The organism is Bacteroidales bacterium, assembly GCA_022647615.1.
Taxonomy (GTDB): domain Bacteria; phylum Bacteroidota; class Bacteroidia; order Bacteroidales; family UBA932; genus Egerieousia.
In genome coordinates this window covers 1,062,089-1,083,830 of the sequence record JALCKZ010000001.1, presented here as the reverse complement: position 1 = coordinate 1,083,830, position 21,742 = coordinate 1,062,089, and the positions used below count along the sequence as shown (strand labels likewise).

The following is a 21,742-nucleotide window of genomic DNA, read 5'->3' as shown; positions in this document are numbered from 1 at the left end:
GATGCGTGTTAAAGTAGAAATAGACAAGAATTCAGGCTTTTGCCACGGAGTTATACGCGCCGTGGAGACGGCTGAGAAGAATCTTTCTCCCGACAGTTCCCTTAATACATTGGAAAACAGCAGCAGCTCAAAAACGCGCAGCCATGCACATTTATATTCACTTGGAGCAATAGTGCACAATGGCTCGGAGCTGGAGAGGCTTAAAGTTAAAGGATTGGAAGTCATAGATATAGAGCAAATGAAAAATCTGCACAACACTTCCGTCTTAATCCGCGCACACGGGGAACCTCCTGAGACCTACCAAATTGCCAAAGAAAACAAGATTAATTTAATTGACTGCACCTGTCCGGTTGTGCTGCAGCTGCAGAAAAAAATACGTGAAACTCCTGGACAGATTGTGATTTTTGGGAAGATGGGGCATGCGGAGGTTAATGGGCTTGTCGGGCAGGCGCGTGGGCGTGCTGTTGTTATTGAAAATACTGATGACTTGGATTCTTCAGATGTGCTGGAGCCTGCTCACCTAAAGTCGCTACGCTCCATGCGCTCGCTAGGCTCAGCGGCATCTTCAGAATCTCATTGCTATAATATTGAAATAGCAAGGCAATCTGCGGGCTCCAGCAGTTCCAAAGGAGCCACAATAGATTATACAAAGCCTATCAACATCTTCTCGCAAACCACAAAAGACCCGGACGAATACGAGCATGTATGCGCAGAAATCAAAAAACGGATGGCCCCCGGAGTAGAATGCACCGTACACAACACAATCTGCAGGCAAGTAGCCGGCAGGCACTCCAAACTGACGGAATTTGCACGTTCACACAACGTTATCATATTTGTAAGCGGCAAAGAGAGCTCAAACGGAAAAGTTTTATTTGATTTATGCAAATCCACAAATCCGCGCTCATACCACATTCAGAGCCTTAAACAAATTGATAAAGAGTGGTTTAAAAATGGCGACACCGTAGGTATATGCGGAGCCACCTCAACACCAAAATGGCAGCTGGATGCTGCATCTAAATTTTTGAAAATAAGCCTAAATAATTATATTTGCGCCAAATTTTACACATTGATATATGGCAACTACAGGAGATTTTAAAAACGGAATATTTTTCCTATTCAACGAACATCCTTGCCAGCTGGTTTATTTCCAGCACGTTAAGCCGGGCAAAGGAAACACTATCGTGAGAACAAAATTTAAAGATTTAAACACCGGCAAGCTGTTGGAACACACTTATGGCGCTGGAGAGCGCATAGACCTTGTATCTGTGGAGAGAAGACCTTACCAGTTCCTTTACAAAGACGATACGGGCTACAACTTCATGCATAAAGAGACTTATGAGCAAGTTCATCTAAATGAGGATTTTGTAAGCAATGCAGACCTTATGAAAGAGGGACAAGATGTTGAGATGATGGTATGGGCAGACAAAGAGGAAATTCTTACATGTGAGCTGCCTCAGTTTGTAACTCTGCAAGTCACTTATACAGAGCCTGCTGTAAAAGGCAATACCTCTACCAACGCTCTTAAGGAGGCAACTTTGGAGACCGGCGCAAAAGTTATGGTTCCGCTCTTCATCAATGAAGGAGAGAAAATAAGCATCAAAGTAGAAGACCGTTCATACGGAGAGAGAGTAAAGGAATAGGAAAAATGCTTACCTTTAAGTCCGCAATCTGGAACAATCCGGTTGCGGATTTTTTTTTACTAATCTTATGAAAAAATTATTTTTATCAGTCGTCGTTTTGGCCACCGCAATTTCCCTTTGCGGATGCCAGCCCAAAATGAAACTTAATTCTGACGGAACCGTCAAGATAGATAATAGCGAACTTGACCAGATGATAGAGAACGGAAAGTTTGCAAAGGCAAAAAAGATTATTGCTAAAGAGCTGGCCATGAACAATTTGTCTGATTCCACAAAAATGGCTATCAATTTTGAGACAGAGAAGATGAACAGAATTGCGGCAGAATTTAATCAGACAGATTCTACAGTAATGCCGTACATAAAAAAATATATTCCTGATGTTACTCCTAAGCAAATACGCGAGTGGAAAAAGAGCGGAGCCCTTGAGTGCAAAGTAATTGACGGGAAGACATTCTATTTTAGAAAGGCGGCAAGAAATCTTTTCCGCATAGATACTCTTGCTAAAAAGACATTTGAAAAAGTTGAAGGCCCAGAACAAGGTCTTGGCAAATTTTTAAGCAATTACCTAGCCGGAGTAGTAAGTGCCGCAAAAAAGCCGATACCTGCAACAGACAAGCAGAAAGCAAGTTATGTGGAACCTGTTACCATGACTTTACATTTTTCCATGGAGGTTGACCCTGATGCCGTACCTGCAGGACAAACAGTTAGAGTATGGCTTCCCTATCCAAGAGTTACTCCAAAATACAATAATGTAAAATTGCTAAGCGTGTCACAGCCAGACTACAAACAGTCACCTGTTTCCAACATGCGCAGCTGCCTGTATATGGAGAAAATTTCCAACGGCAAAGACACTCTTAAATTTGGTTATGATATCACTCTTACTTCTTACAATCAGTACTTCACATTTGACCCGCGGGATATAAAACCGTATGACACAAGAAGCAACTTTTATAAGTTTTATACATCCCAAAGAAAGCAACACGTTGTTTTCTATGATGACATTAAAGCTCTGACAAGCAGCATAGTAGGAAAAGAAACAAATCCATACCAGAAGGTTTTGAAAATCTGGAGCTGGATTAACAATCACACAGTTTGGGCAGGTGCAAGAGACTATTCCACCATACCAAATATTCCGGAATATGTGCTTGCAAATAAGCACGGAGATTGCGGAGAGGTTTCACTTCTTTTCATCACGATGGCCCGTATCGCCGGTGTTCCTGCAAGATGGCAAAGCGGCTGGATGCTTCATCCGGGAGATATAAATTTGCATGACTGGGCGCAGGTTTATTATGAAGGAATTGGATGGGTACCTGTAGATCAGTCATTTGGCTTTGTAACAAGCAAAGATGAAGATGTACATTTATTCTACAGCAAAGGACTTGACGCGTTCAGATATGTAGTCAATGATGAATATGGAGACCTTGCTCCTCTTTACCCTGCAAAAATATATCCTCACTCAGATGAGGTTGATTTCCAGATGGGTGAAGTAGAGTGGAAAGGCGGCAACGTTTACAACAACAAATGGAGCTCCTCCATGAAAGTAGACTACATCAGCCCGGCATTCAACCCAGCAGATACTTACAAATAGGATTGCTACTTGAGGACTTTTTTATAATCCGCTGGCTGCTTGATTATTTCTTCCTTATAATAGATAATCCGTCGCGAATAGGAAGAGTGATAAACTCTACCCGCCGGTCGTTTTTTGCAGTGAGATAAAATTCAACAATCCCGGAAGTTTGCGCATCAAGTTTTAAAATGTCCGGTTTGAGTTCTTCCGTTTTTATCTCCTGAGCCTCTTTTTTCTGCAGCGCCTCTTCCAGCTTGCCGCTCCATAACACATTGTCTGCCAATATGTAACCTCCTTCCTTAACAAGCGGGAAAACTAATTCATAATATGCGGGATACTCTCTTTTGTTTGCATCAATGAAAACAATGTCATATTGATTTCTGCAATCCTTAAGAAAAATTTTTGCATCGGTAAAATGCAAATCAATTTTATCTGTTACCCTTGCACGCTCAAAACCTTCTCTGATTAAATCTTCTAGTTCATCATTTATTTCAACTGCATCAACATGCGCACCGCCTCTTGCAAGCCGAATAGCAGAGTAACCTGTAAAAGTTCCAAGCTCAAGAACTCTTTGTGCCTTAACCTGTTGCACAAACAACTCTAAAAAGGCCCCCTCTTCCGCACCAACCAACATACGGGCATGATTTGTCCGCGTGTGGGTTTGACGCACCAGCCATTGAAGAGCCTCATCCTCTTTAATGCCCTTTGCCTTCTCCCAGATATTTTCCAGCTGCTGCTTGTCCATTGAATTTGTATTTAATTTGCTGTTGCAAAGGTATGCAAATAATTACCTATCTCTATAATTATCTAAATGACAACAACTTGCTATCAGACTCTCTATTAGGGAAGCGTTCGGTTGCAAGATGCTGTAGCCCAGCATGTTGCATTAACAGGTAATTTTGCATGCTCTCTCAGCTCGCATGCAGAGCAATGCGCTACAAAGCAGCGCATTGCATTGGGGTTTGACGCGCTACCGCGCGAGGAGACACGCGCCTCCGGCGCGGACTCGCGGCTTTGCCGCTCGTCTTGTTATTACTTGATGACTGAAAATCAAATGATTATGGAAAAATCTTCAAGTATGATGTTATTTTGTAACTTTGCAACATGCTGATAGTAATCTCATTCGTTGCAGCTATTGTGCTGCTGATTATCTCAATTTCCAAGTGGAAAATTCACCCGTTTCTTGCCCTTATGGGGATTAGCCTTTTGCTGGCTATTGTGCTTAAACTTCCGCTTGATGCTATCCCGGATATCATAGGAAAAGGATTCGCATCCACGTTCACAGGCATTGGAATTGTCATCATCTTGGGAATGCTGATAGGCAGCATATTAGAGGCGAGCGGCGCCGCAATAAAACTTGCAGATGTTGTTGTAAAAACTGTCGGGAAAAAACACCCGGAGCTGGCTATGCTGATTATGGGATTCATCGTTTCTATTCCCGTTTTTTGCGACAGCGGTTTTGTTATTATGAACCCTATCCGCAAAGCCATGAGCCGCAAAACCGGAGTATCCCCTGTGTCAATGGCAGTTGCGCTGGCGGCAGGACTTTACTGTTCACATGTTTTTATTCCGCCCACACCTGGTCCGATTGCAGCTGCCGGCTTTTTGGGAGTTGAAAACAATCTTCTGGGAATCATAGGTTTAGGAACGTTAATTTCTATTCCTTGTTTGGTTGTAGCCTATTTTTATGCAAGATATATTGGAAAGAAAACGCACTCATCAGAGGAATCTGTTGTTGCCTCAGCGATAGATAATACTGTAAATTACAATGATTTACCATCGGGGTGGGCGGCATTTGCCCCTATTATTATCCCGATAGTTTTTATGGCCGCAGGCTCTGTTGCAAGTCTTATTGGCATTGATGCAAACAGCGCAGGAGGAGGCGGATTTCTTTACAAGCTCCTCGTCTTTCTGGGCAAGCCAATCATCGCTCTAACAGCAGGTTTGCTGTTTGCTCTGGTGCTGCTCCCATACATAAAAATGCGCGGCGGTTCATTTAGAACTATCACTGAAGATTCGTTAAAAACAGCCGGGCCAATTCTTTTTATCACTGCGGCAGGCGGCGTGCTCGGCGGAGTCATTACCTCCGCAGGTTTTGTGGAATTAATCAAAAGCCACGCATCCGCAATATCATCTATCGGGATACTATTCCCGTTCATCATTGCAGCCATTCTTAAAACAGCGCAAGGCTCTTCTACTGTGGCAATTACAACAACCGCCGGAATTATGGGAATGTACTCCAGCGGTTCATCCATGATGGCGGCGCTTGGACTAACATCTCCGCTTGCAGCAGTTCTTACAGTACTAGCAATAGGCGCAGGCGGCATGACCGTTTCCCATGCAAACGACAGTTACTTTTGGGTTGTCACAAGCTTCAGCGGGCAGGACACAAAAACGGGTTACAAAACACAAACCGTCTCCACGCTTTTGCTTGGCCTAACGGCAATTGCAACGATTGTAATTTTAAAGAGCGTGCTTTTATAATCAACTGATTGTCAAAGAATTTTACAAAGTTGTGGCAGAACATGTAAAAAAGGTAAAACAATCTGTAATTTATATAATTGCAGAGATGAAATACCATTTACCTTTGCTGTGGAAAATTTGATTATATGTATATTATGAAAAAGATATTTTGCATTTTGCTGTCCGGCTTTGTCCTGCTTGCTGCTTCATGTGCAGGCAAAATTTCAAAGAATCAATCAGTTGATATTGAAAAGAATACAAATAATTTAAAAAAGGATAATATAAAAAGTAAAAATAATATGGGCGCACAACAAAAAGTATTAGTAGCCTATTTTTCTCATGCAGGAGAAAATTACAGCGTAGGCGTTATCAAAAAAGGCAACACAAAGATTATAGCGGAAATGATTGCAAATCAGATGCATGGAGATTTGTTTGAAATGATACCAATAAATGATTATTCAAGTAATTATAAGGTCTGCGTAAAAGCTGCAGCAGAGGAGAAGAGACAAAATGCAAGGCCGGCATTAAAAAGCGATACAATAATTGAAAACTATGATGTGATTTTTATTGGATACCCAAATTGGTGCGGGGATATGCCAATGATTGTATATACATTTTTGGAAAAGCACAACTGGCAAGGAAAAACAGTAATACCCTTCTGCACAAATGAAGGCAGCGGACTATCTGACACCGAGCACAGTATAGCAAAGAGTTGCAAGGGTGCAAAAACTCTCTCCGGACTCTCCATAAGGGGTTCAGTAGCGCAGAATGAACAGGAAAAGGCACTACAGCAAGTAACTGACTGGCTTAAGAAGTTAGGATTTTAGTTATTCAAACACCAGCATGGACATGCGGTTCCACCTGAGAACCTCTTTGGCAACCGATTGAATTTGCTCTGCGGTTACGGAGTTTATCCTGCGGACAGTTTCATCTACAGGTTGTATTTTCCCGGAAACCAACAACGACTTGCCCATCGTAAGACACTGTGCCTCAGCATTATCGTTTCCTATCAGCAACTGCCCTATCAATTGTTTTTTTGCAGCAGCAAGTGCGCGCGCAGAAATCTTTTTTGTCACTGCAAGCTCCAATTCCTTTTTAATCAGAGTGATACACTTTTTAAAGAAAGGTTTATCGCATCCAAAATAAATAGAAAACGCTCCGGTATCCTGATACAAAATATAATTTGCTTCTACCGTATAAACCAGCGCATTCTTCTCACGCAGAGAGAGATTCAGCCTTGAGTTTGATGCAGGTCCGCCTAAAATATTTGTCAGCAGAGAGAGTGCCATCTTCTTATCTTTATCATAGACAGAGTATGCGGAGCATCCGATGATGCAGTGGACTTGTCTTAGTTTTTTCTCGACAGTTTCATTGAATTTTTTGCCTGCGGCTAATGCCTTTGCAGCAGCAGCTTTTGCATCAGCTGTTTGCACAGCAGCTTTTGCAAATGCAGGCTTGTTGTCACCTGCTCGCTTACATGTGGTTGAGGAAGAGTCCTGTTGAGCCAGCTGAGCGCATGGAGCGCCAGCGACTTTAAGCGAAGCGGCTCCAACAGGCTCTGACTCATCTCCTAAAACAGGCTCTGACGCAGCAACAACCCTAAGTGAACTTGCCGGCCTCCACTCATGCAGCTCTTTTTCAACCTCCGCTGCAATCTCCTTTGTATCAAAGTCTCCTGCAATTGTAAAACTCATATTGCCTGGAGTAAAATACTTCTTCAAATTTTTCTGCAGAACGGCAGAAGTAATTGGCTCAATTGTTTTTTTCTCACCCAAAATCGGAAGTCCAAGTTTGCTGCCCGCAAAAAGTTTTGATTCAAACGTATCATAAATCTGATCTGAAGGGGAATCCAGATATGTTATAATCTCATCATACACAACTGTTTTCTCCTTCTTTAACTCATCTGTCGGGAACTTAGAAGCAAACGCTATCTCAAACAAAAGAGATATAGCCTTCTTTATATCTTGCTTAAGCACAGTAGAATACACCACTATCCTCTCCTTGGTGGTAAAAGCATTAAGTTCTCCGCCTACTTTTTCCAAAGTGCTGTTTATTTCTATGGAATTCTTTTTAGAAGTTCCTTTGAATAACATGTGCTCCGTAAGATGCGCAAGTCCATTATATTTTTCCTCTTCATTGCGTGTGCCAAATCTTGTACTTAAAGCACAATATGCTACTGGTGAAGATGTTCTTTTGAATGCAAAAAGCATGTTTTCTTTGTTCATGATAAAGTTCCTAAATAGCAACATTAAACGGTCGGCAAAATTAGAAAATATTCTTACTTTTGTGGTATATGGAAAAGTTTATTGTTTCTGCAAGAAAATACCGCCCGGCAACGTTTTCAACATTGATTGGGCAAGACAGCATAGCAACTACGCTTAAGAATTCTATAAAGCGCGGGCAATTAGCTCACGCATACCTGTTTTGCGGCCCCAGGGGAGTAGGAAAAACAACAACCGCAAGAATATTTGCAAAGACCATAAACTGCATGAATCCGGGCCCCGATATGGAGCCTTGCGGCGAGTGCGAATCTTGCAAATCTTTTGACGAGGGACGTTCATATTGCATTCATGAACTGGACGCTGCGTCAAATAACTCCGTAGATGACATTCGCGCTCTTACGGAAAAAGTTATGATACCTCCGCAAATTGGAAAGTACAGCGTATACATTATAGATGAGGTACATATGCTATCCACGGCCGCATTCAACGCTTTTCTTAAAACGTTGGAAGAGCCGCCTGCGCACGCAATTTTCATTTTGGCCACAACGGAGAAACAAAAAATAATTCCAACAATATTAAGCCGCTGCCAAGTCTTTGATTTCAACAGGATATCTATCCCCGATATTGTCAAAAATCTTAAGCAAATAGCTGAGAAAGAGCAGGTCACGATAGATGATGAATCTCTTCATGTTATTGCGCAAAAGGCTGACGGAGCAATGAGAGATGCTCTGACTCTTTTTGACCAGGTTGTTGCATTCTGCGGAAATACAGTTAAATATGAGGAAGTTATAAAGAATCTGAATGTCCTTGATTATGACTACTATTTCCGGTTAACCGACTTGTCTCTTAATGGAGATTTTGCAAATTCACTTGTATTGTTTGATGATGTTTTGCGCAAAGGCTTTAACGCATTATACTTTGTGGACGGACTAGGCAATCACTTGCGTAACTTACTGGTTTGCAAGGAGAGCGCCTCTGCAAAACTTTTGGAAGTTTCTCCTGCCCTGGAGAAAAAATATAATGAGCAGGCGCAAAAATGCCCGCTGAAATTTTTGTTCAATGCACTTGCTTCAACTGAAAAGTGCGCAGGTGAATTTAACCGCAGCGGCAATCAGCGGCTCCTGGTGGAGTTTATGCTTGTGCGCATCAGCCAAATTACCGGTGCCAAACCAGTTGCTCAACCTGCTGCCCAACCTGTTGTAGCTCCTGCTGTTCAACCTGTTGCAGCTCCTGCTGCCCAACCTGTTAAAGCTGAAGCACCTGCTACAGAACCTGTTGCAACTGCACAACCAGCGCAGGCAGGTGCAACTGCTCCAGAACCAACAAAAGCAGTTGCAACTGAGTCCAGCGAGCGCATGGAGCGAAGCGACTTTAAGCGAGCGGACTCCAGTGCAACTGCAACTCAACCTGCCGCAGCACAACCAACTGCCGCACAACCAGTCGCAGCAACTGCACAACCTGCAGTAGTACAGGCAGGCGCAACTGCCGCAGAACCGACAAAAGCAGTTGCAACTGAGTCCAGCGCAGCAACTGCAACTCAACCTGCCGCAGCACAACCAGCAACGCAACCCGCTGCAAACGGCATAAGCATTGCATCACTCATGGCAAAAGCCAAACAACAAGACACCGCCGCAAAAACGCCGGAAAAGCCGCTTGACTTCATGGGACCTTCTGAACAAGAAGAAGTTACAATAGAGAAAGTAAAGAAAGCATGGGAAAAACTGGCAACAGAATACACCACAAAATACCCGACACTTGTAAAATTTGCCGCCACAATAAAAAACACTGTCCCCGTTTTGGAAGAGGATAATCTCACGGTAGATTTTCTTGTTGGCAACAGCAATCAAAAAATGTGGATAGAAAAAAATGCCGGCAAGCAAATGGCAGATTTTCTAAGAAAAAATCTTAACAATAAAAATGTACACCTTGCCATCAAAATAAAGACTCAGGAGCAAATAGGGAAAAAGATGTATTTACCTGAAGAGCAAGAAGATCACATAAAGAACACCAACTCTGAAGTTGCAAAATTAAAAGATGACCTCGGGCTTCAATTAAAATAATATTATGCGTTTACGTTGTACAAATCTGATTAAAAAATACGGTCTTAGAACTGTTGTCAAGAATGCATCTTTTGACGTTCAGCAAGGTGAAATCGTTGGTCTGCTTGGCCCTAACGGAGCCGGAAAAACTACCAGCTTCTACATGATTACAGGTTTGATAAAGCCAAATGGAGGGAAAATTTTCCTTGACAATGAAGACATTACAGCTCTTCCAATGTACAAGAGAGCTCAAAAGGGAATTGGATATCTTGCACAGGAGGCCTCTGTCTTCAGGAAACTTAGCGTAGAAGATAACTTAAGATCTGTAATGGAGCTATCTGACTTAACAAGAGAGCAATGTGACGCAAGATTGGAGCAGCTGATTAAAGAGTTTTCTCTGGAGAAAGTCCGCAAAGAGTATGGTATTCAGCTAAGCGGCGGTGAGAGAAGAAGATGCGAGATTGCGAGGGCGCTCGCGATAGATCCTAAATTCATTCTGCTTGATGAACCATTTGCCGGAGTTGACCCTATTGCCGTAGAGGATATTCAACACATCATATCTGAGCTAAAAACAAAAAACATAGGAATCATTATCACAGACCATAATGTGTATGAGACACTTGCAATCACAGACCGCGCATACCTGCTGTATGAAGGAAGCATTCTTTACAGCGGCACTCCGGAGGAACTTGCAAGCAATCCCGACGCAAGGCGCAAATATCTGGGCACCAACTTTGACCTTAGAAAAGCTGTGCTTCATGATAAAAAAGATGAGAACGGAAATCCTATCCCCGACACCGGAAATGAGAGCCGTTACGGCGCAACTCCAAACAAAGTGGAAGAAAAGCAAGATGAAAGCTCAGAAAATGGTCAAAACAAGAAATTTTCTGCTGATGATTATTATAACTCAAAATTTGATGATAAAGCAGAAAAGCTTGAAAAAGAGTAATTAACAACAATTTTTATTAAGCCGGACAGTTTTCTGCCCGGCTTTTTTTTTGTCCTTTTATTCTTATCCGGTCCATGCTTGTTCAAAAGTAGTGGAGAAAATGTGGATAAATTTGGAAATAAGTGTAAGAAAGTGGAAAATTTTTCGTTAATTTTGCACAGTTGATTTTCCGATTAAAAAAACAAGCAGATGGTTAAATTTATTGGCGAATATGAAGTTAAGCTGGATGACAAGGGAAGACTTGTTGTTCCATCTGCTTTTAAGAGCGCAATGACTAAGGATCTGCTTAAGCAAGAGGCCATGGAAGCCGTCGCAATGGGCAGAAAATCAAATAAATCTGAGGACAAAGAAATTGAGCTTTCTTTTGTTGTTAAGAAAGACCTGTTTGCCAATTGTTTGGATATGTACCCATACGATGAATGGGAAAAAGAATCAGAACAGGTAAAAAACAAATTAAATTTCTTTAAAGAAGAACACGCCATGTTCTGGCGTGAGTACATGAAGGGCAGAGCATCAGTTACCGCAGACTCTAAATTCGGAAGAATAATGATTCCAAAGAGTATTCTCTCTAGTATAGGGATAAAGAAGGAAGTTGTCTTTGCAGGCAATGACCACAAAATTGAGATTTGGGCAAAGGAAAAGTATGGCAAGGAGGAAATGTCCCACTCAGACTTTATTAAACTTACAGAGAAGATTCTGGGTTAAGGATTTATAAAAAACCTAAAAATATGCCTGCATACCACAAACCAGTAATGCTGAGCGAGAGTGTTTCTGCGCTTAACATTGATTCAAAGAAAAACGGAGTTTTTATTGACGCTACGCTTGGCGGCGGAGGCCACACAAAAGAAATTTTGCGTCAGCTTGGCTCAAAAGGAATGCTTATAGCATTTGATAAAGATTCAGATGCAATCGCCAATGCTCCTAAGGATAAGAGAGTTATCCCTATTCACAACAATTTCAGGTTTGTAGAGAACTTTGTGAAGTATCTGGGAATCAATAAGGTAGATGGCATCATTGCAGACCTGGGTGTGTCTTCTCATCAATTTGATACTCCCGACAGAGGCTTTTCGTATAGGTTTGACGCACCTCTGGATATGAGAATGAACAGGCTTGCAAAACACAATGCAGAGTGGGTTGTAAACAATTATAAATCAGAAGATTTAGAGAGAATTTTTAGATTGTACGGAGAGTTGGAAAATGCAAGGAAAATAAGTGAACTTATCTGTGCCGCACGCACAAGATGCAAGATTATGACAACAGGAGATTTGTGCAAGATACTTGCCCGTCTTTACAATCAGAAAACAGAGAAGAAATTTTTAGGTAAAGTATTCCAAGCACTTAGAATAGAGGTAAATATGGAGATGCGCGCACTGGAAGATTTTCTTGCCGGAGCAATGCAGGTTTTAAGTCCGGGCGGCAGACTTTCTGTTATTACCTATCATTCTTTAGAAGATAGAGCTGTTAAAAATTTCATTAGAGAATACAAGGATAATGGTGTTTTTGAGAGTGTTACAAAGAAACCTCTTGTCCCTACAGATGAAGAGCAGGGAGAAAATGCCAGAAGCCGCAGTGCAAAATTAAGAGTAGCGGAAAAGAGATAATATCTGTCGCGACAGAGAAAAAAAGGATGGGGTCAAATTTCAACATAAGAAGAGATGTTCTTGGAGGTCAGTTCCTTTCCAAGAAAAAGATGGCGGGACAGTGGCTGTTCATCCTTTACATTTTCTTTTTGATATTGCTCTATATAACTATAAATCTGGGCATTGAGAGCACACAGCTTGCACAGAGCAAAAACCAGAGGGAGCTGAAAAACTTGAAGGCGGATTACACAAGCAAAGCTGCAAAGCTGCAGTATCAGAGCAAAAGAGGAGAGATAGAGCAAAGATTGCTGGACGGAGGCTCAACACTTAAGAGCCCGGACAAACCGGCGTATAGAATTAAAAGCGAGTAATATAGAGGGGGAGAGAAAAGATAATGGAGAGAAATGATTTAATATTCAAAAGGATAGCTTCACTATATCAGCTATTTATTTTGGTAGCCCTTTGTGTAATAGGAAGAATTGTTTATCTCCAGTTTATTAACCCAACGGATGTGAAAGACACGGATATTTCATATAGAGATGAAGTTATAGATGCTGTAAGAGGAGATATCCTTGCAGAGGACGGAAGGCCGCTTGCAACAAGTGTCCCCTATTACAAAATCAGAATTGACTGCACCGTTGCAAGCCCCGACACTTTAAAAAAATATATAGACGGACTGAGCAAGAATCTTGCTGAGTTCTACGGTGATAGAACAGCAGGGCAATATAAGGCATACATACTTGACGGAAGGAGAAAAGGGAAAAGATATCTGGCTTTGGGAAACAGACTTGTGGATTATTCAGAGCTGAGCCAAATCAAAAAATTCCCTCTTTTCAATAAGGGAGCAAACAGGGGCGGAATTATAGTTGAAGAAAAATATAAGAGGAACAATCCTTATGGGAGACTGGCTTACAGAACAATAGGATTCATTAATACAGAGGGAGTTGGAGTTGGAATAGAAGGAACATGGGATTATTATTTGAAGGGTACGCCGGGACATCAGATTGTTCAAAGAATGCTTGGAGGAGAGTGGATTCCGGTTAACACAAACCAAAATATTCCTCCTCAAGACGGTTATAATATTAGAACAACAATTAACGTAGATATTCAGGAAGCTGTGGAAAATGCTCTGAGGAACCAGCTTGAAAAGGGAGGAAATGTTGACGGAGCAACTGCAATTGTCATGGAGACAAAAACAGGTGCAATTAGAGCGGTTGCAAATATGAAGAATGACGGCAAGGGCGGATTTGATGAATCATACAACTACGCAATTGGAGAGGCGAGCGAGCCGGGTTCTGTTTTGAAACTTGTAACATTAGTCTCCCTTTTGGAGGATGGATATGTTACCCTTGAAACTCCGGTTGATGCAGGCAACGGGCACTTTAGTTATGGAGGTCATGTTTTCTCAGATAGCCACGGCGGTCTTGGAATGATTAACGTGCTGAAGGCTTTTGAGCACTCCTCCAATGTTTGCTTTGCAAAACTTGCAGTACAGTTTTACCAGAATAATCCTAAAAAGTTTGTGGACAGAATTCAAAATATGAAATTGGGAGAGAGGTTTCACCTTGATATTCAAGGAGAAGCGCCGGCTACAATTTATTCTCCCGATGATGCCATGTGGTCAGCTTCCACATTGGCTTCCATGGGATTTGGATACGGAATGTTAATCACTCCGCTACACACTTTAACTTTTTACAACGCAGTTGCAAATGACGGGAGGATGATGAAGCCGTATTTCATAGAAGATTACGAGAAAGACGGAGAGATTGTAAAACAGTTTAAGCCTCAGGAAATAAGCGGCTCCATCTGTTCTAAAGAGACTGCCCGCACGGCAAAGATTGCCCTAAGAGGAGTTGTCACGGAAGGAACCGGCCGCAGCCTAAATAATCCGAATTATTCTATTAGCGGCAAAACCGGCACAGCCAGAAGGGCTTACGGAGGAAAACAAGGTTATGAGAAAAATGGAATGAGAAGATACCAGGCAACTTTCTGCGGATTTTTCCCATCAGAAAATCCAATCTATACTGCCATTGTAATCTTGTATTCCGGAGATACTCCGGGAAACTTTTACGGCGCATCTCAGGCAGGTCCTGTATTTAAGGAGATTGCAGATTTCATATACGCCAACTCGCCGGAATGGAATCCAGTGATGGATGGAAAATTTATTGCCAAAAGCGGAAGACGCCCAAGCATTGCCAAGGGCAGAGCTTCAGCAAGCAAAGTTGCAGTAGAATATTTGCCGATAGCAAACAGGAGCATGCTGATTGGCAAGCTGGAAGGGCATAAATGGGTTGATTTCCAATCAGATACATCATCCATATTCCCTGTAAGCTTCCCTATTTATAAAGACTCCTTGGTAGATGTTACGGGGATGGGACTTAAGGATGCAGTTTTTGTTTTGGAAAATCAGGGATACAAAGTAAAATTCTCCGGCAGCGGAAGAATAGTGGCGCAGAGTCCTAATGCCGGAAGCCATGCTCCTAAAAACACAATTATTAATTTACAATTAACCAACAATGAAACTAGGTGATTTATTAAACGGTGTTAAGGTAATAAGAGAATTCCTTGGAACAGAGGAACTTTCTCAGGGCACTGCCGCATGCAGCGTTGCAAACGCCGCAAAGGTTGGCAGAATTACGGCAGATTCCAGAGAGTGCAAAAGAGGTTGCATGTTCATAGCCGTTAAGGGCGCGGATGCAGACGGACACAGATTCATTGGCAAGGCCATTGAAGCGGGTGCGCAATACGTTGTATGTGAAAATATTCCGGAGGATGAGGAAATTGCTGTAAAAGCCGGAAAGAGAGATGAACTTACATACATAGTTGTAGAAAACGGAAGAGAAGCGGAGGCAAAAATTGCAGCAAATTATTATGACAATCCTTCTCATGCCCTTAAGCTGGTGGGAGTTACAGGAACTAACGGAAAAACTTCCATTGCCACCCTTTTATACAACATGTTCACAACTCTTGGTTATAAGTGCGGATTAATTTCCACAATTGCTAACTACATAGGACAGGAAAAATTCCCAACAATCAATACAACACCAGGTCCTATTCAGCTGAATGCGCTTATGGATCAAATGGTTGCAAAAGGGTGTCAATATTGCTTCATGGAAGTAAGCTCCCACGCAATAGACCAGGGAAGAATTGCAGAGTTAAAATATCGCGGGGGCATCTTTACAAACATTACTCATGACCATCTGGATTATCACAAAACTTTTGAGAACTATCGCAACTGCAAAAAGAAATTTTTTGACACACTTCCCGCAGATGCATTTGCCCTTACAAATATAGATGACCGCAATGGCGAGTACATGGTACAGAATACTAAAGCTCAGACATATACATACTCATGTGGAAATGTAGCGGACTTCAAAACAAGAATTTTGGAGCAGAGCATAGAGGGGATGCAGCTTAACATTAACGGCACAGACGTTTGGTGCAATTTCATCGGCGTTTATAACGCAGAAAATCTTACCGCCGTTTACGGAACGGCAATGTTGCTGGGCGCTCCTCATGATGAGGTAATTAAAATTATGAGTACGCTTCACTCCGTTGCAGGACGTTTGGAATATTTTAAAGGAAAGGACAATGTGATTGCCGCCGTTGATTACGCGCACACTCCCGATGCATTGGAAAATGTGCTAAAAACATTGCAGGCGCTAAAACCTAAAGGAGATTTGGTTTGCGTATTCGGGTGTGGCGGAGACCGTGACAAGACTAAGAGACCGGAGATGGGAGCAATTGCAGGGACCTATGCTACAAAGATTTACGTAACCAGCGATAATCCGCGCAGCGAGGATCCAATGGCAATCATACAAGACATTAAAGCGGGTATGAATGATGAGGCAAAAGCAAAAGCCAATTTTATTCCCGACAGATTAGAGGCAATACGCAGCGCAATCCTTACGGCAAAACCTGAGTCTTTGATTCTCGTTGCGGGCAAAGGTCATGAAGATTACCAAATTATCTGCGGAGTTAAGCATCACATGGACGATAGAGAAACTGTGCAAAAAGCTTTTAAAGAGAGAGAAAATTTAAGTTAAAGGACGGACACATCCGTGATATTTTTAGAAAAAATATAGATTATGATATATCATTTGTTTCAATGGCTTCAGTCGCAAGGATTTGATTTCCCGGGCGTTAACCTTGTAAGGTTTATCTCCTTCAGGGCGCTGGTGGCAACTATGACATCACTGATAGTTGCACTTTGGATTGGTCCTGCAATCATACGCCGCTTACAGAAGAAACAAATAGGAGAAACCATTAGAGACCTTGGACTAGAAGGACAGCTGGAGAAAAAAGGAACACCTACAATGGGAGGAAGCATTATTCTTCTATCCATTTTAATCCCGACACTTCTGTTTGGAGATTTGAAAAACGTCTATGTCATTCTTATGATTCTGACTACAGTATGGCTTGGCCTTATTGGTTTCCTGGATGACTCCATTAAAGTATTTAAAAAAGATAAACAAGGCTTAAAGGGCAAATACAAAATCTACGGACAGATCTCTTTGGGACTAATAGTTGGAATTGTATTATGCTTTAGCGACCAAGTAATTATAAGACAGCATGTAACGGCCGACACTCCTGGTGCAAAGGCTGTTGTCGTACAAGAGGCGGGAGAACAAAATGTGCTTTACTACAAAGATGTAAAGAGCACAACAACAACAATTCCGTTTGTAAAACATAATGAATTTAAATATTCATGGCTTGCTCCGGGACAGGGACACGTTAAAGATGTAATGACAAATATTGTCTACATCATTATTGTGATTTTCATCATCACGGCCGTTTCTAACGGAACAAATTTAACAGACGGAATGGATGGGCTCGCCACCGGAATTTCTGCAATAGTCGGAACTACACTTGGAATTTTGGCATACGTATCCGGTAATGCCATATATTCTAACTATCTGAGCATAATGTATATACCAAATGCAGGAGAAGTAGTGATTTTCATGGCAGGCTTTGTGGGGGCGCTTATTGGATTCTTGTGGTTTAACGCATATCCTGCACAGGTATTTATGGGAGACACCGGCTCTTTGGCAATTGGAGGAATTATTGGAGTTGCCTCATTGCTCATCAGAAAAGAGCTTCTGATTCCTATTTTCTGCGGAATCTTCTTTGTAGAAAGTTTGAGCGTTATTATGCAAACTGCATACTTCAAATACACAAAAAGAAAATATGGAACAGGTGTAAGATTGTTCAGAATGAGCCCTTTGCATCACCATTACCAGAAGGCAAATCCCGATGCAATTTTTCAGCATCCGCGACAGATTTATCCAGAGGCTAAAATTACAGTAAGGTTTTGGATTGTCGCAATATTGCTTTGCGCTGTTTCCATTATCACATTAAAGATAAGATAGACAATAAGTTATATTATATACACCGTCGAGACTAAAAAAAAATTAATATGGCAAAACAAAGACTTGTAATACTTGGAGGAGGAGAAAGCGGAGTGGGTTCCGCTGTTCTTGCTAAGGTTAAAGGGCTGGATGTTTTTCTGACCGATAGCGGACAAATTAAGCCCGACTTCAAAAAGACTTTGGAAAAATTTGATATTCCTTATGAAGAGTGCGGTCACACGCAGTCGGCCATACTTAATGCTGATGAGGTAGTTAAGAGCCCCGGTATTCCTGAGGATAACCCTCTTGTAATGTTGATAAAAGAGAAAAGAATCCCTATTATCTCAGAGATTGAATTTGCAGGACGCTATGATACCGCAAAGAAAATTTGCATTACCGGAAGCAACGGCAAAACAACTACAACTTCCTTAATCTATTATATGCTTAAAAATGCAGGACTTAATGTCGGACTTGCAGGCAATATAGGTAAAAGCTACGCTTATCAGGTAGCCACGGAAAAGTTTGATTATTACGTAATTGAACTTAGCAGTTTTCAGCTGGACGGGATGTATCGCTTTAAAGCTGATATTGCAATTTTAATGAATATTACTCCGGATCATCTGGACAGATATGAATTTAAAATGCAGAATTATATTAACGCAAAATTCAGAATCACTCAGAACCTTACAAAAAAAGAGTGCTTTGTATTTTGCGCAGATGACCCTATTACTGCAAAAGAACTTGACAAGATTGTCTTGACAGCAAAGAAGTTGCCTTTCACTCAGAAGAAGACAGTTGAGCAAGGTGCGTTCATAGATGAGGACAAACTTTATGTAAGATATGAGGATGATGAGTACTCAATGTATATGAAAGAACTTGCGTTGCCGGGCAAACACAATCTGTATAATCAGATGGCTGCCGCAATTGCAGCAAAGGTTGTAGAGATTGATAATAAAGTGATTAGAGAGTCTTTAATGTCTTTCCAGGGAGTTGAGCACCGTCTGGAAAAAGTTCTTACCGTTAAAGGAGTTTTATATGTAAACGATTCTAAGGCAACTAACGTTGATGCCGCATGGTATGCGCTGGACAGCATGACAACTCCTGTAGTTTGGATTGCAGGCGGAAAAGACAAAGGCAATGACTACTCTCAACTTTACGAGCTTGTTAAAAATAAGGTTAGAGTTCTAATTTGCATGGGATTACACAATGAAAAACTTCATCAATGCTTTGCAGATAAAGTTGATAAAATTATTGATGTAACCTCTGCAAAAGATGCTGTTGCCGTCGCTTACAAATACGCAAAACCTGGAGATACGGTTCTGCTATCCCCATGTTGCGCAAGTTTTGATTTATTTAAGAATTATGAAGACCGCGGAGAGCAATTTAAGAATGCGGTTAAAGAGCTTTAATTTAATATACAACTAGTACACAAGCTTTTATAATGCTGGGATTTAACATAGATAAGACGCAGGAAGAAGTAATGAACAGGCTTCACGGAGACAAGGTAATATGGGTTATCATATTATTCTTATCTCTGATATCTATAGCCTTGATTTATTCTTCCAGCAGTTCTCTGGCATTCAAAGAGCATACGACCAATTTCTCTTTCCTAATTAAGCAGCTGAAATTTGTCGTACTCGGACTTGTCGCGCTATATATATGTTACAAAATTCCATTGAGGTGGTACCGTTTTCTTGCAACTCCGGCATTGATTATCAGCATTTTGTTGCTTGCTCTTGTGCCTGTTATAGGACAGGAACTAAACGGGGCAAAGAGATGGCTGAATTTTGGAGGAGTTACCTTCCAGCCTACTGAACTTGCTAAAATAACAGTAGTGCTGTATCTGGCGAAGACGCTGGAAACAAGCAGCTTGGAAAGTTTTGGGGAATTCTTCCTAAAGGTTCTTGTACCTGTCGGGATTGTCTGCATACTTATTATGCTGGGCAGCGTTTCCACAGCATTATTTGTTGGAATACTTTGTCTTCTGGTTCTGTTTATAGGCGGTGTTAAAAATTCGCACCTAATTAAAACTCTAGGACTTGCAGGCGGTGCGCTGGTACTGATTTTTATGTTGCACTTATCCTTTGGATTGTTCCCAAGAATGGACACCGCAACAAGCAGAATAAAAAGATTTTTTAAGAATGATGAGGTTAGCCAATCAGCGATGACTGCAGAGCAGAAACAGGCAAAAGCAGATGAAACATTCCAGGCGGATATGGCAAAAATTGCAATATCCTCCGCCCCGATTCTTGGAAAGGGACCTGGCAAAAGCACTCAGCGTTACGTACTTCCGCATCCCTATTCAGATTATATATACACAATTATCGTGGAAGAATATGGGATACTTGGAGGCTCATTTGTTCTCATGTTGTATTTGTGGTTTTTATACCGATGTATTATGCTGATGAAAACGTGCAAGACGGTATTTTCATCCATAACGGTTGGCGGACTGGGACTCTTGATAACAATTCAAGCGCTGTTGCATATCCTTGTAAATGTGGGTATTCTCCCGGTTACAGGACATACGCTTCCGCTTGTGAGCCTTGGCGGAACTTCATTGATAATATTGAGCTGCGCCTTTGGAATTGTGCTTGCCGTCAGCAGGACAAAAGAGTCCAGCATTAATGCATCAATTGCTACTGCAGGTGCCGATGCAACAGCAACTGTTGCCGCAACATCGGAAACAAGTAAAGGTACAACGGCAAAAGGAGAAGGCAATAGCGTAGCAGGCGGAGAGAATGAACAATAACTAGTTGAACTGTAGGAGATAAATTAATATTAAACAATTATACGATGGCTGATTTGAGAGTGATAATAAGCGGAGGAGGAACGGGTGGACATATATTCCCTGCCATTTCCATTGCTAACGCAATAAAAGAATTGAGACCGCAAGTCAAAATACTTTTTGTAGGAGCTTTGGGAAGAATGGAAATGGAAAGGGTGCCCGCAGCCGGATACGAGATTAAAGGTATCCCCGCAAGAGGATTAAAAAGACCTCTTTACAACCCGGCAAATATTGGCGTGGCCTTGGATTATTTGAAATGCCGCAAGATGGCAAAAAAAATAATCAAAGAATTCAAGCCGGATCTGGCCGTTGGTGTTGGAGGTTATGCAAGCGCAGCCATAGTAAGTGCGGCTGCAGGAATGGGAATACCTGTTCTGCTTCAGGAGCAAAACTCCTATGCAGGCATTGTAAATAAAGAGAATGGAAACAAGGCAGATAAGATATGCGTTGCTTATGATGGAATGGAGAGATTTTTCCCAAAGGATAAAATAATCCTTACCGGAAATCCTATCAGGAAAGAGATGACAAAGTGCACTCCTCAAATGAAAGAAGAGGGATATAAATTTTATCATCTGGATCCTATGCTTAAGACCGTGTTTGTAGTTGGCGGAAGCCTGGGCTGCAGGACTTTAAACAGCTGCATGAAGAGAGCTATAGAGGAGAATGCAATTGAAAACTTCCAAATTATCTGGCAGTGCGGCAGATATTACAAAAAAGAGATAGATGCATTTATGGAGAATCATAAATGTAAAAATGTATACTTCACAGATTTTATAGGGAGAATGGATTTAGCATTTGCCGCTGCGGACGTAGTTGTCAGCAGAGCCGGAGCAGGCACAATATCAGAACTTTGCGTTGCAGGAAAATGCACCGTATTTGTTCCGTCTCCAATTGTTGCAGAAGACCATCAGACCCATAATGCAATGGCCCTTGTAAATAAAAATGCGGCAGAGATTGTAAAAGACGCAGAGGCAGAAGAAAAGCTTATGCCAATGATAAAATCTCTTCTATCATCTCCTGCTAAAATAGCTGAATATGAGAAGAATATCTTAACGCTGGCAAAACCTGACGCATCCAGAACAATAGCGGAAGAATGCCTTAAGCTTGCAGAAAAAAATGAAGGAAAGGGTGGAAATATTTCAGCAGATTTAA

General features: G+C 41.6%; 16 protein-coding genes and 2 pseudogenes. 16 read left to right on the top strand and 2 right to left on the bottom strand.

Annotated features, from left to right (window positions below; genetic code table 11):
- The first annotated feature begins 1 nt into the window (after nucleotide 1).
- From LKM37_04700 to LKM37_04690, 3 genes are all read left to right on the top strand, one after another.
- Nucleotides 2-1,096, top strand: a complete 1,095-nt coding sequence (locus LKM37_04700) for a 4-hydroxy-3-methylbut-2-enyl diphosphate reductase (GenBank protein MCI1720300.1) — start codon at nucleotides 2-4, stop codon at nucleotides 1,094-1,096.
- The gene (efp, locus tag LKM37_04695; protein MCI1720299.1) at nucleotides 1,074-1,640 is read left to right on the top strand and encodes an elongation factor P; all 567 of its coding nucleotides are present in this window, start codon (nucleotides 1,074-1,076) and stop codon (nucleotides 1,638-1,640) included. Before LKM37_04700 ends, efp begins: the two co-directional genes overlap by 23 nt.
- Nucleotides 1,641-1,707: 67 nt before the next feature.
- Nucleotides 1,708-3,225, top strand: coding sequence for a transglutaminase-like domain-containing protein (locus tag LKM37_04690; GenBank protein MCI1720298.1), 1,518 nt, complete (start codon nucleotides 1,708-1,710; stop codon nucleotides 3,223-3,225).
- A 43-nt stretch (nucleotides 3,226-3,268) separates the two neighbouring features.
- Here LKM37_04690 and LKM37_04685 read toward each other — a convergent pair whose 3' ends face one another.
- Entirely contained in the window at nucleotides 3,269-3,949 is a 681-nt protein-coding gene (locus LKM37_04685) for a class I SAM-dependent methyltransferase (GenBank protein ID MCI1720297.1), read from the bottom strand.
- Between the two features lie 359 nt (nucleotides 3,950-4,308).
- On the opposite strand from LKM37_04685, the gene LKM37_04680 reads away from it, so the two are divergent.
- Together LKM37_04680 and LKM37_04675 are read left to right on the top strand one after the other, a co-directional pair.
- Nucleotides 4,309-5,688 carry a GntP family permease gene (locus tag LKM37_04680; GenBank protein ID MCI1720296.1) on the top strand — a complete coding sequence of 460 codons (1,380 nt, stop codon included), beginning with the start codon at nucleotides 4,309-4,311 and terminating at the stop codon, nucleotides 5,686-5,688.
- Nucleotides 5,689-5,822: 134 nt separating this feature from the next.
- Nucleotides 5,823-6,494 carry a flavodoxin gene (locus tag LKM37_04675; protein MCI1720295.1) on the top strand — a complete coding sequence of 224 codons (672 nt, stop codon included), beginning with the start codon at nucleotides 5,823-5,825 and terminating at the stop codon, nucleotides 6,492-6,494.
- Here the strand turns inward: LKM37_04675 and LKM37_04670 are convergent, their stop codons facing one another.
- Nucleotides 6,495-7,892: an insulinase family protein gene (locus LKM37_04670; protein ID MCI1720294.1), complete on the bottom strand. Its 1,398-nt coding sequence runs from the start codon at nucleotides 7,890-7,892 to the stop codon at nucleotides 6,495-6,497.
- Nucleotides 7,893-7,960: 68 nt separating this feature from the next.
- Between LKM37_04670 and LKM37_04665 the strand changes: the two genes are divergently transcribed.
- From LKM37_04665 to murG, 11 genes and pseudogenes are all read left to right on the top strand, one after another.
- The gene (locus tag LKM37_04665; GenBank protein MCI1720293.1) at nucleotides 7,961-9,949 is read left to right on the top strand and encodes a DNA polymerase III subunit gamma/tau; all 1,989 of its coding nucleotides are present in this window, start codon (nucleotides 7,961-7,963) and stop codon (nucleotides 9,947-9,949) included.
- Nucleotides 9,950-9,953: 4 nt separating this feature from the next.
- Nucleotides 9,954-10,676 (top strand): annotated as a pseudogene (lptB, locus tag LKM37_04660) (LPS export ABC transporter ATP-binding protein).
- 390 nt (nucleotides 10,677-11,066) lie between these two features.
- Nucleotides 11,067-11,582, top strand: a complete 516-nt coding sequence (locus tag LKM37_04655; GenBank protein ID MCI1720292.1) for a hypothetical protein — start codon at nucleotides 11,067-11,069, stop codon at nucleotides 11,580-11,582.
- A 23-nt stretch (nucleotides 11,583-11,605) separates the two neighbouring features.
- The gene (rsmH, locus tag LKM37_04650) at nucleotides 11,606-12,478 is read left to right on the top strand and encodes a 16S rRNA (cytosine(1402)-N(4))-methyltransferase RsmH (protein ID MCI1720291.1); all 873 of its coding nucleotides are present in this window, start codon (nucleotides 11,606-11,608) and stop codon (nucleotides 12,476-12,478) included.
- 26 nt (nucleotides 12,479-12,504) lie between these two features.
- Complete coding sequence (locus LKM37_04645) at nucleotides 12,505-12,828, top strand: hypothetical protein (GenBank protein ID MCI1720290.1); 324 nt, start codon at nucleotides 12,505-12,507, stop codon at nucleotides 12,826-12,828.
- Between the two features lie 23 nt (nucleotides 12,829-12,851).
- The gene (locus LKM37_04640) at nucleotides 12,852-14,987 is read left to right on the top strand and encodes a transpeptidase family protein (GenBank protein ID MCI1720289.1); all 2,136 of its coding nucleotides are present in this window, start codon (nucleotides 12,852-12,854) and stop codon (nucleotides 14,985-14,987) included.
- The gene (locus LKM37_04635; protein ID MCI1720288.1) at nucleotides 14,974-16,503 is read left to right on the top strand and encodes a UDP-N-acetylmuramoyl-L-alanyl-D-glutamate--2,6-diaminopimelate ligase; all 1,530 of its coding nucleotides are present in this window, start codon (nucleotides 14,974-14,976) and stop codon (nucleotides 16,501-16,503) included. Before LKM37_04640 ends, LKM37_04635 begins: the two co-directional genes overlap by 14 nt.
- Before the next feature lie 42 nt (nucleotides 16,504-16,545).
- Nucleotides 16,546-17,826 (top strand): phospho-N-acetylmuramoyl-pentapeptide-transferase, encoded by a 1,281-nt coding sequence (mraY, locus tag LKM37_04630; GenBank protein MCI1720287.1) that lies wholly within the window; start codon nucleotides 16,546-16,548, stop codon nucleotides 17,824-17,826.
- Nucleotides 17,827-17,873: 47 nt separating this feature from the next.
- Nucleotides 17,874-19,214, top strand: coding sequence for a UDP-N-acetylmuramoyl-L-alanine--D-glutamate ligase (gene murD / locus LKM37_04625; GenBank protein ID MCI1720286.1), 1,341 nt, complete (start codon nucleotides 17,874-17,876; stop codon nucleotides 19,212-19,214).
- A gap of 32 nt (nucleotides 19,215-19,246) precedes the next feature.
- Complete coding sequence (locus LKM37_04620) at nucleotides 19,247-20,554, top strand: FtsW/RodA/SpoVE family cell cycle protein (protein ID MCI1720285.1); 1,308 nt, start codon at nucleotides 19,247-19,249, stop codon at nucleotides 20,552-20,554.
- 44 nt (nucleotides 20,555-20,598) lie between these two features.
- Nucleotides 20,599-21,624: pseudogene (gene murG, locus LKM37_04615) on the top strand (undecaprenyldiphospho-muramoylpentapeptide beta-N-acetylglucosaminyltransferase).
- Nucleotides 21,625-21,742 lie beyond the last annotated feature (118 nt).

Bases quoted from the DNA above. Each gene is read 5' to 3' on its own strand.
- LKM37_04700 (MCI1720300.1), top strand. From the start codon at position 2: ATGCGTGTTAAAGTAGAAATAGACAAGAATTCAGGCTTTTGCCACGGA.
- efp (MCI1720299.1), top strand. From the start codon at position 1,074: ATGGCAACTACAGGAGATTTTAAAAACGGAATATTTTTCCTATTCAAC.
- LKM37_04690 (MCI1720298.1), top strand. From the start codon at position 1,708: ATGAAAAAATTATTTTTATCAGTCGTCGTTTTGGCCACCGCAATTTCC.
- LKM37_04685 (MCI1720297.1), bottom strand. From the start codon at position 3,949: ATGGACAAGCAGCAGCTGGAAAATATCTGGGAGAAGGCAAAGGGCATT.
- LKM37_04680 (MCI1720296.1), top strand. From the start codon at position 4,309: ATGCTGATAGTAATCTCATTCGTTGCAGCTATTGTGCTGCTGATTATC.
- LKM37_04675 (MCI1720295.1), top strand. From the start codon at position 5,823: ATGAAAAAGATATTTTGCATTTTGCTGTCCGGCTTTGTCCTGCTTGCT.
- LKM37_04670 (MCI1720294.1), bottom strand. From the start codon at position 7,892: ATGAACAAAGAAAACATGCTTTTTGCATTCAAAAGAACATCTTCACCA.
- LKM37_04665 (MCI1720293.1), top strand. From the start codon at position 7,961: ATGGAAAAGTTTATTGTTTCTGCAAGAAAATACCGCCCGGCAACGTTT.
- LKM37_04655 (MCI1720292.1), top strand. From the start codon at position 11,067: ATGGTTAAATTTATTGGCGAATATGAAGTTAAGCTGGATGACAAGGGA.
- rsmH (MCI1720291.1), top strand. From the start codon at position 11,606: ATGCCTGCATACCACAAACCAGTAATGCTGAGCGAGAGTGTTTCTGCG.
- LKM37_04645 (MCI1720290.1), top strand. From the start codon at position 12,505: ATGGGGTCAAATTTCAACATAAGAAGAGATGTTCTTGGAGGTCAGTTC.
- LKM37_04640 (MCI1720289.1), top strand. From the start codon at position 12,852: ATGGAGAGAAATGATTTAATATTCAAAAGGATAGCTTCACTATATCAG.
- LKM37_04635 (MCI1720288.1), top strand. From the start codon at position 14,974: ATGAAACTAGGTGATTTATTAAACGGTGTTAAGGTAATAAGAGAATTC.
- mraY (MCI1720287.1), top strand. From the start codon at position 16,546: ATGATATATCATTTGTTTCAATGGCTTCAGTCGCAAGGATTTGATTTC.
- murD (MCI1720286.1), top strand. From the start codon at position 17,874: ATGGCAAAACAAAGACTTGTAATACTTGGAGGAGGAGAAAGCGGAGTG.
- LKM37_04620 (MCI1720285.1), top strand. From the start codon at position 19,247: ATGCTGGGATTTAACATAGATAAGACGCAGGAAGAAGTAATGAACAGG.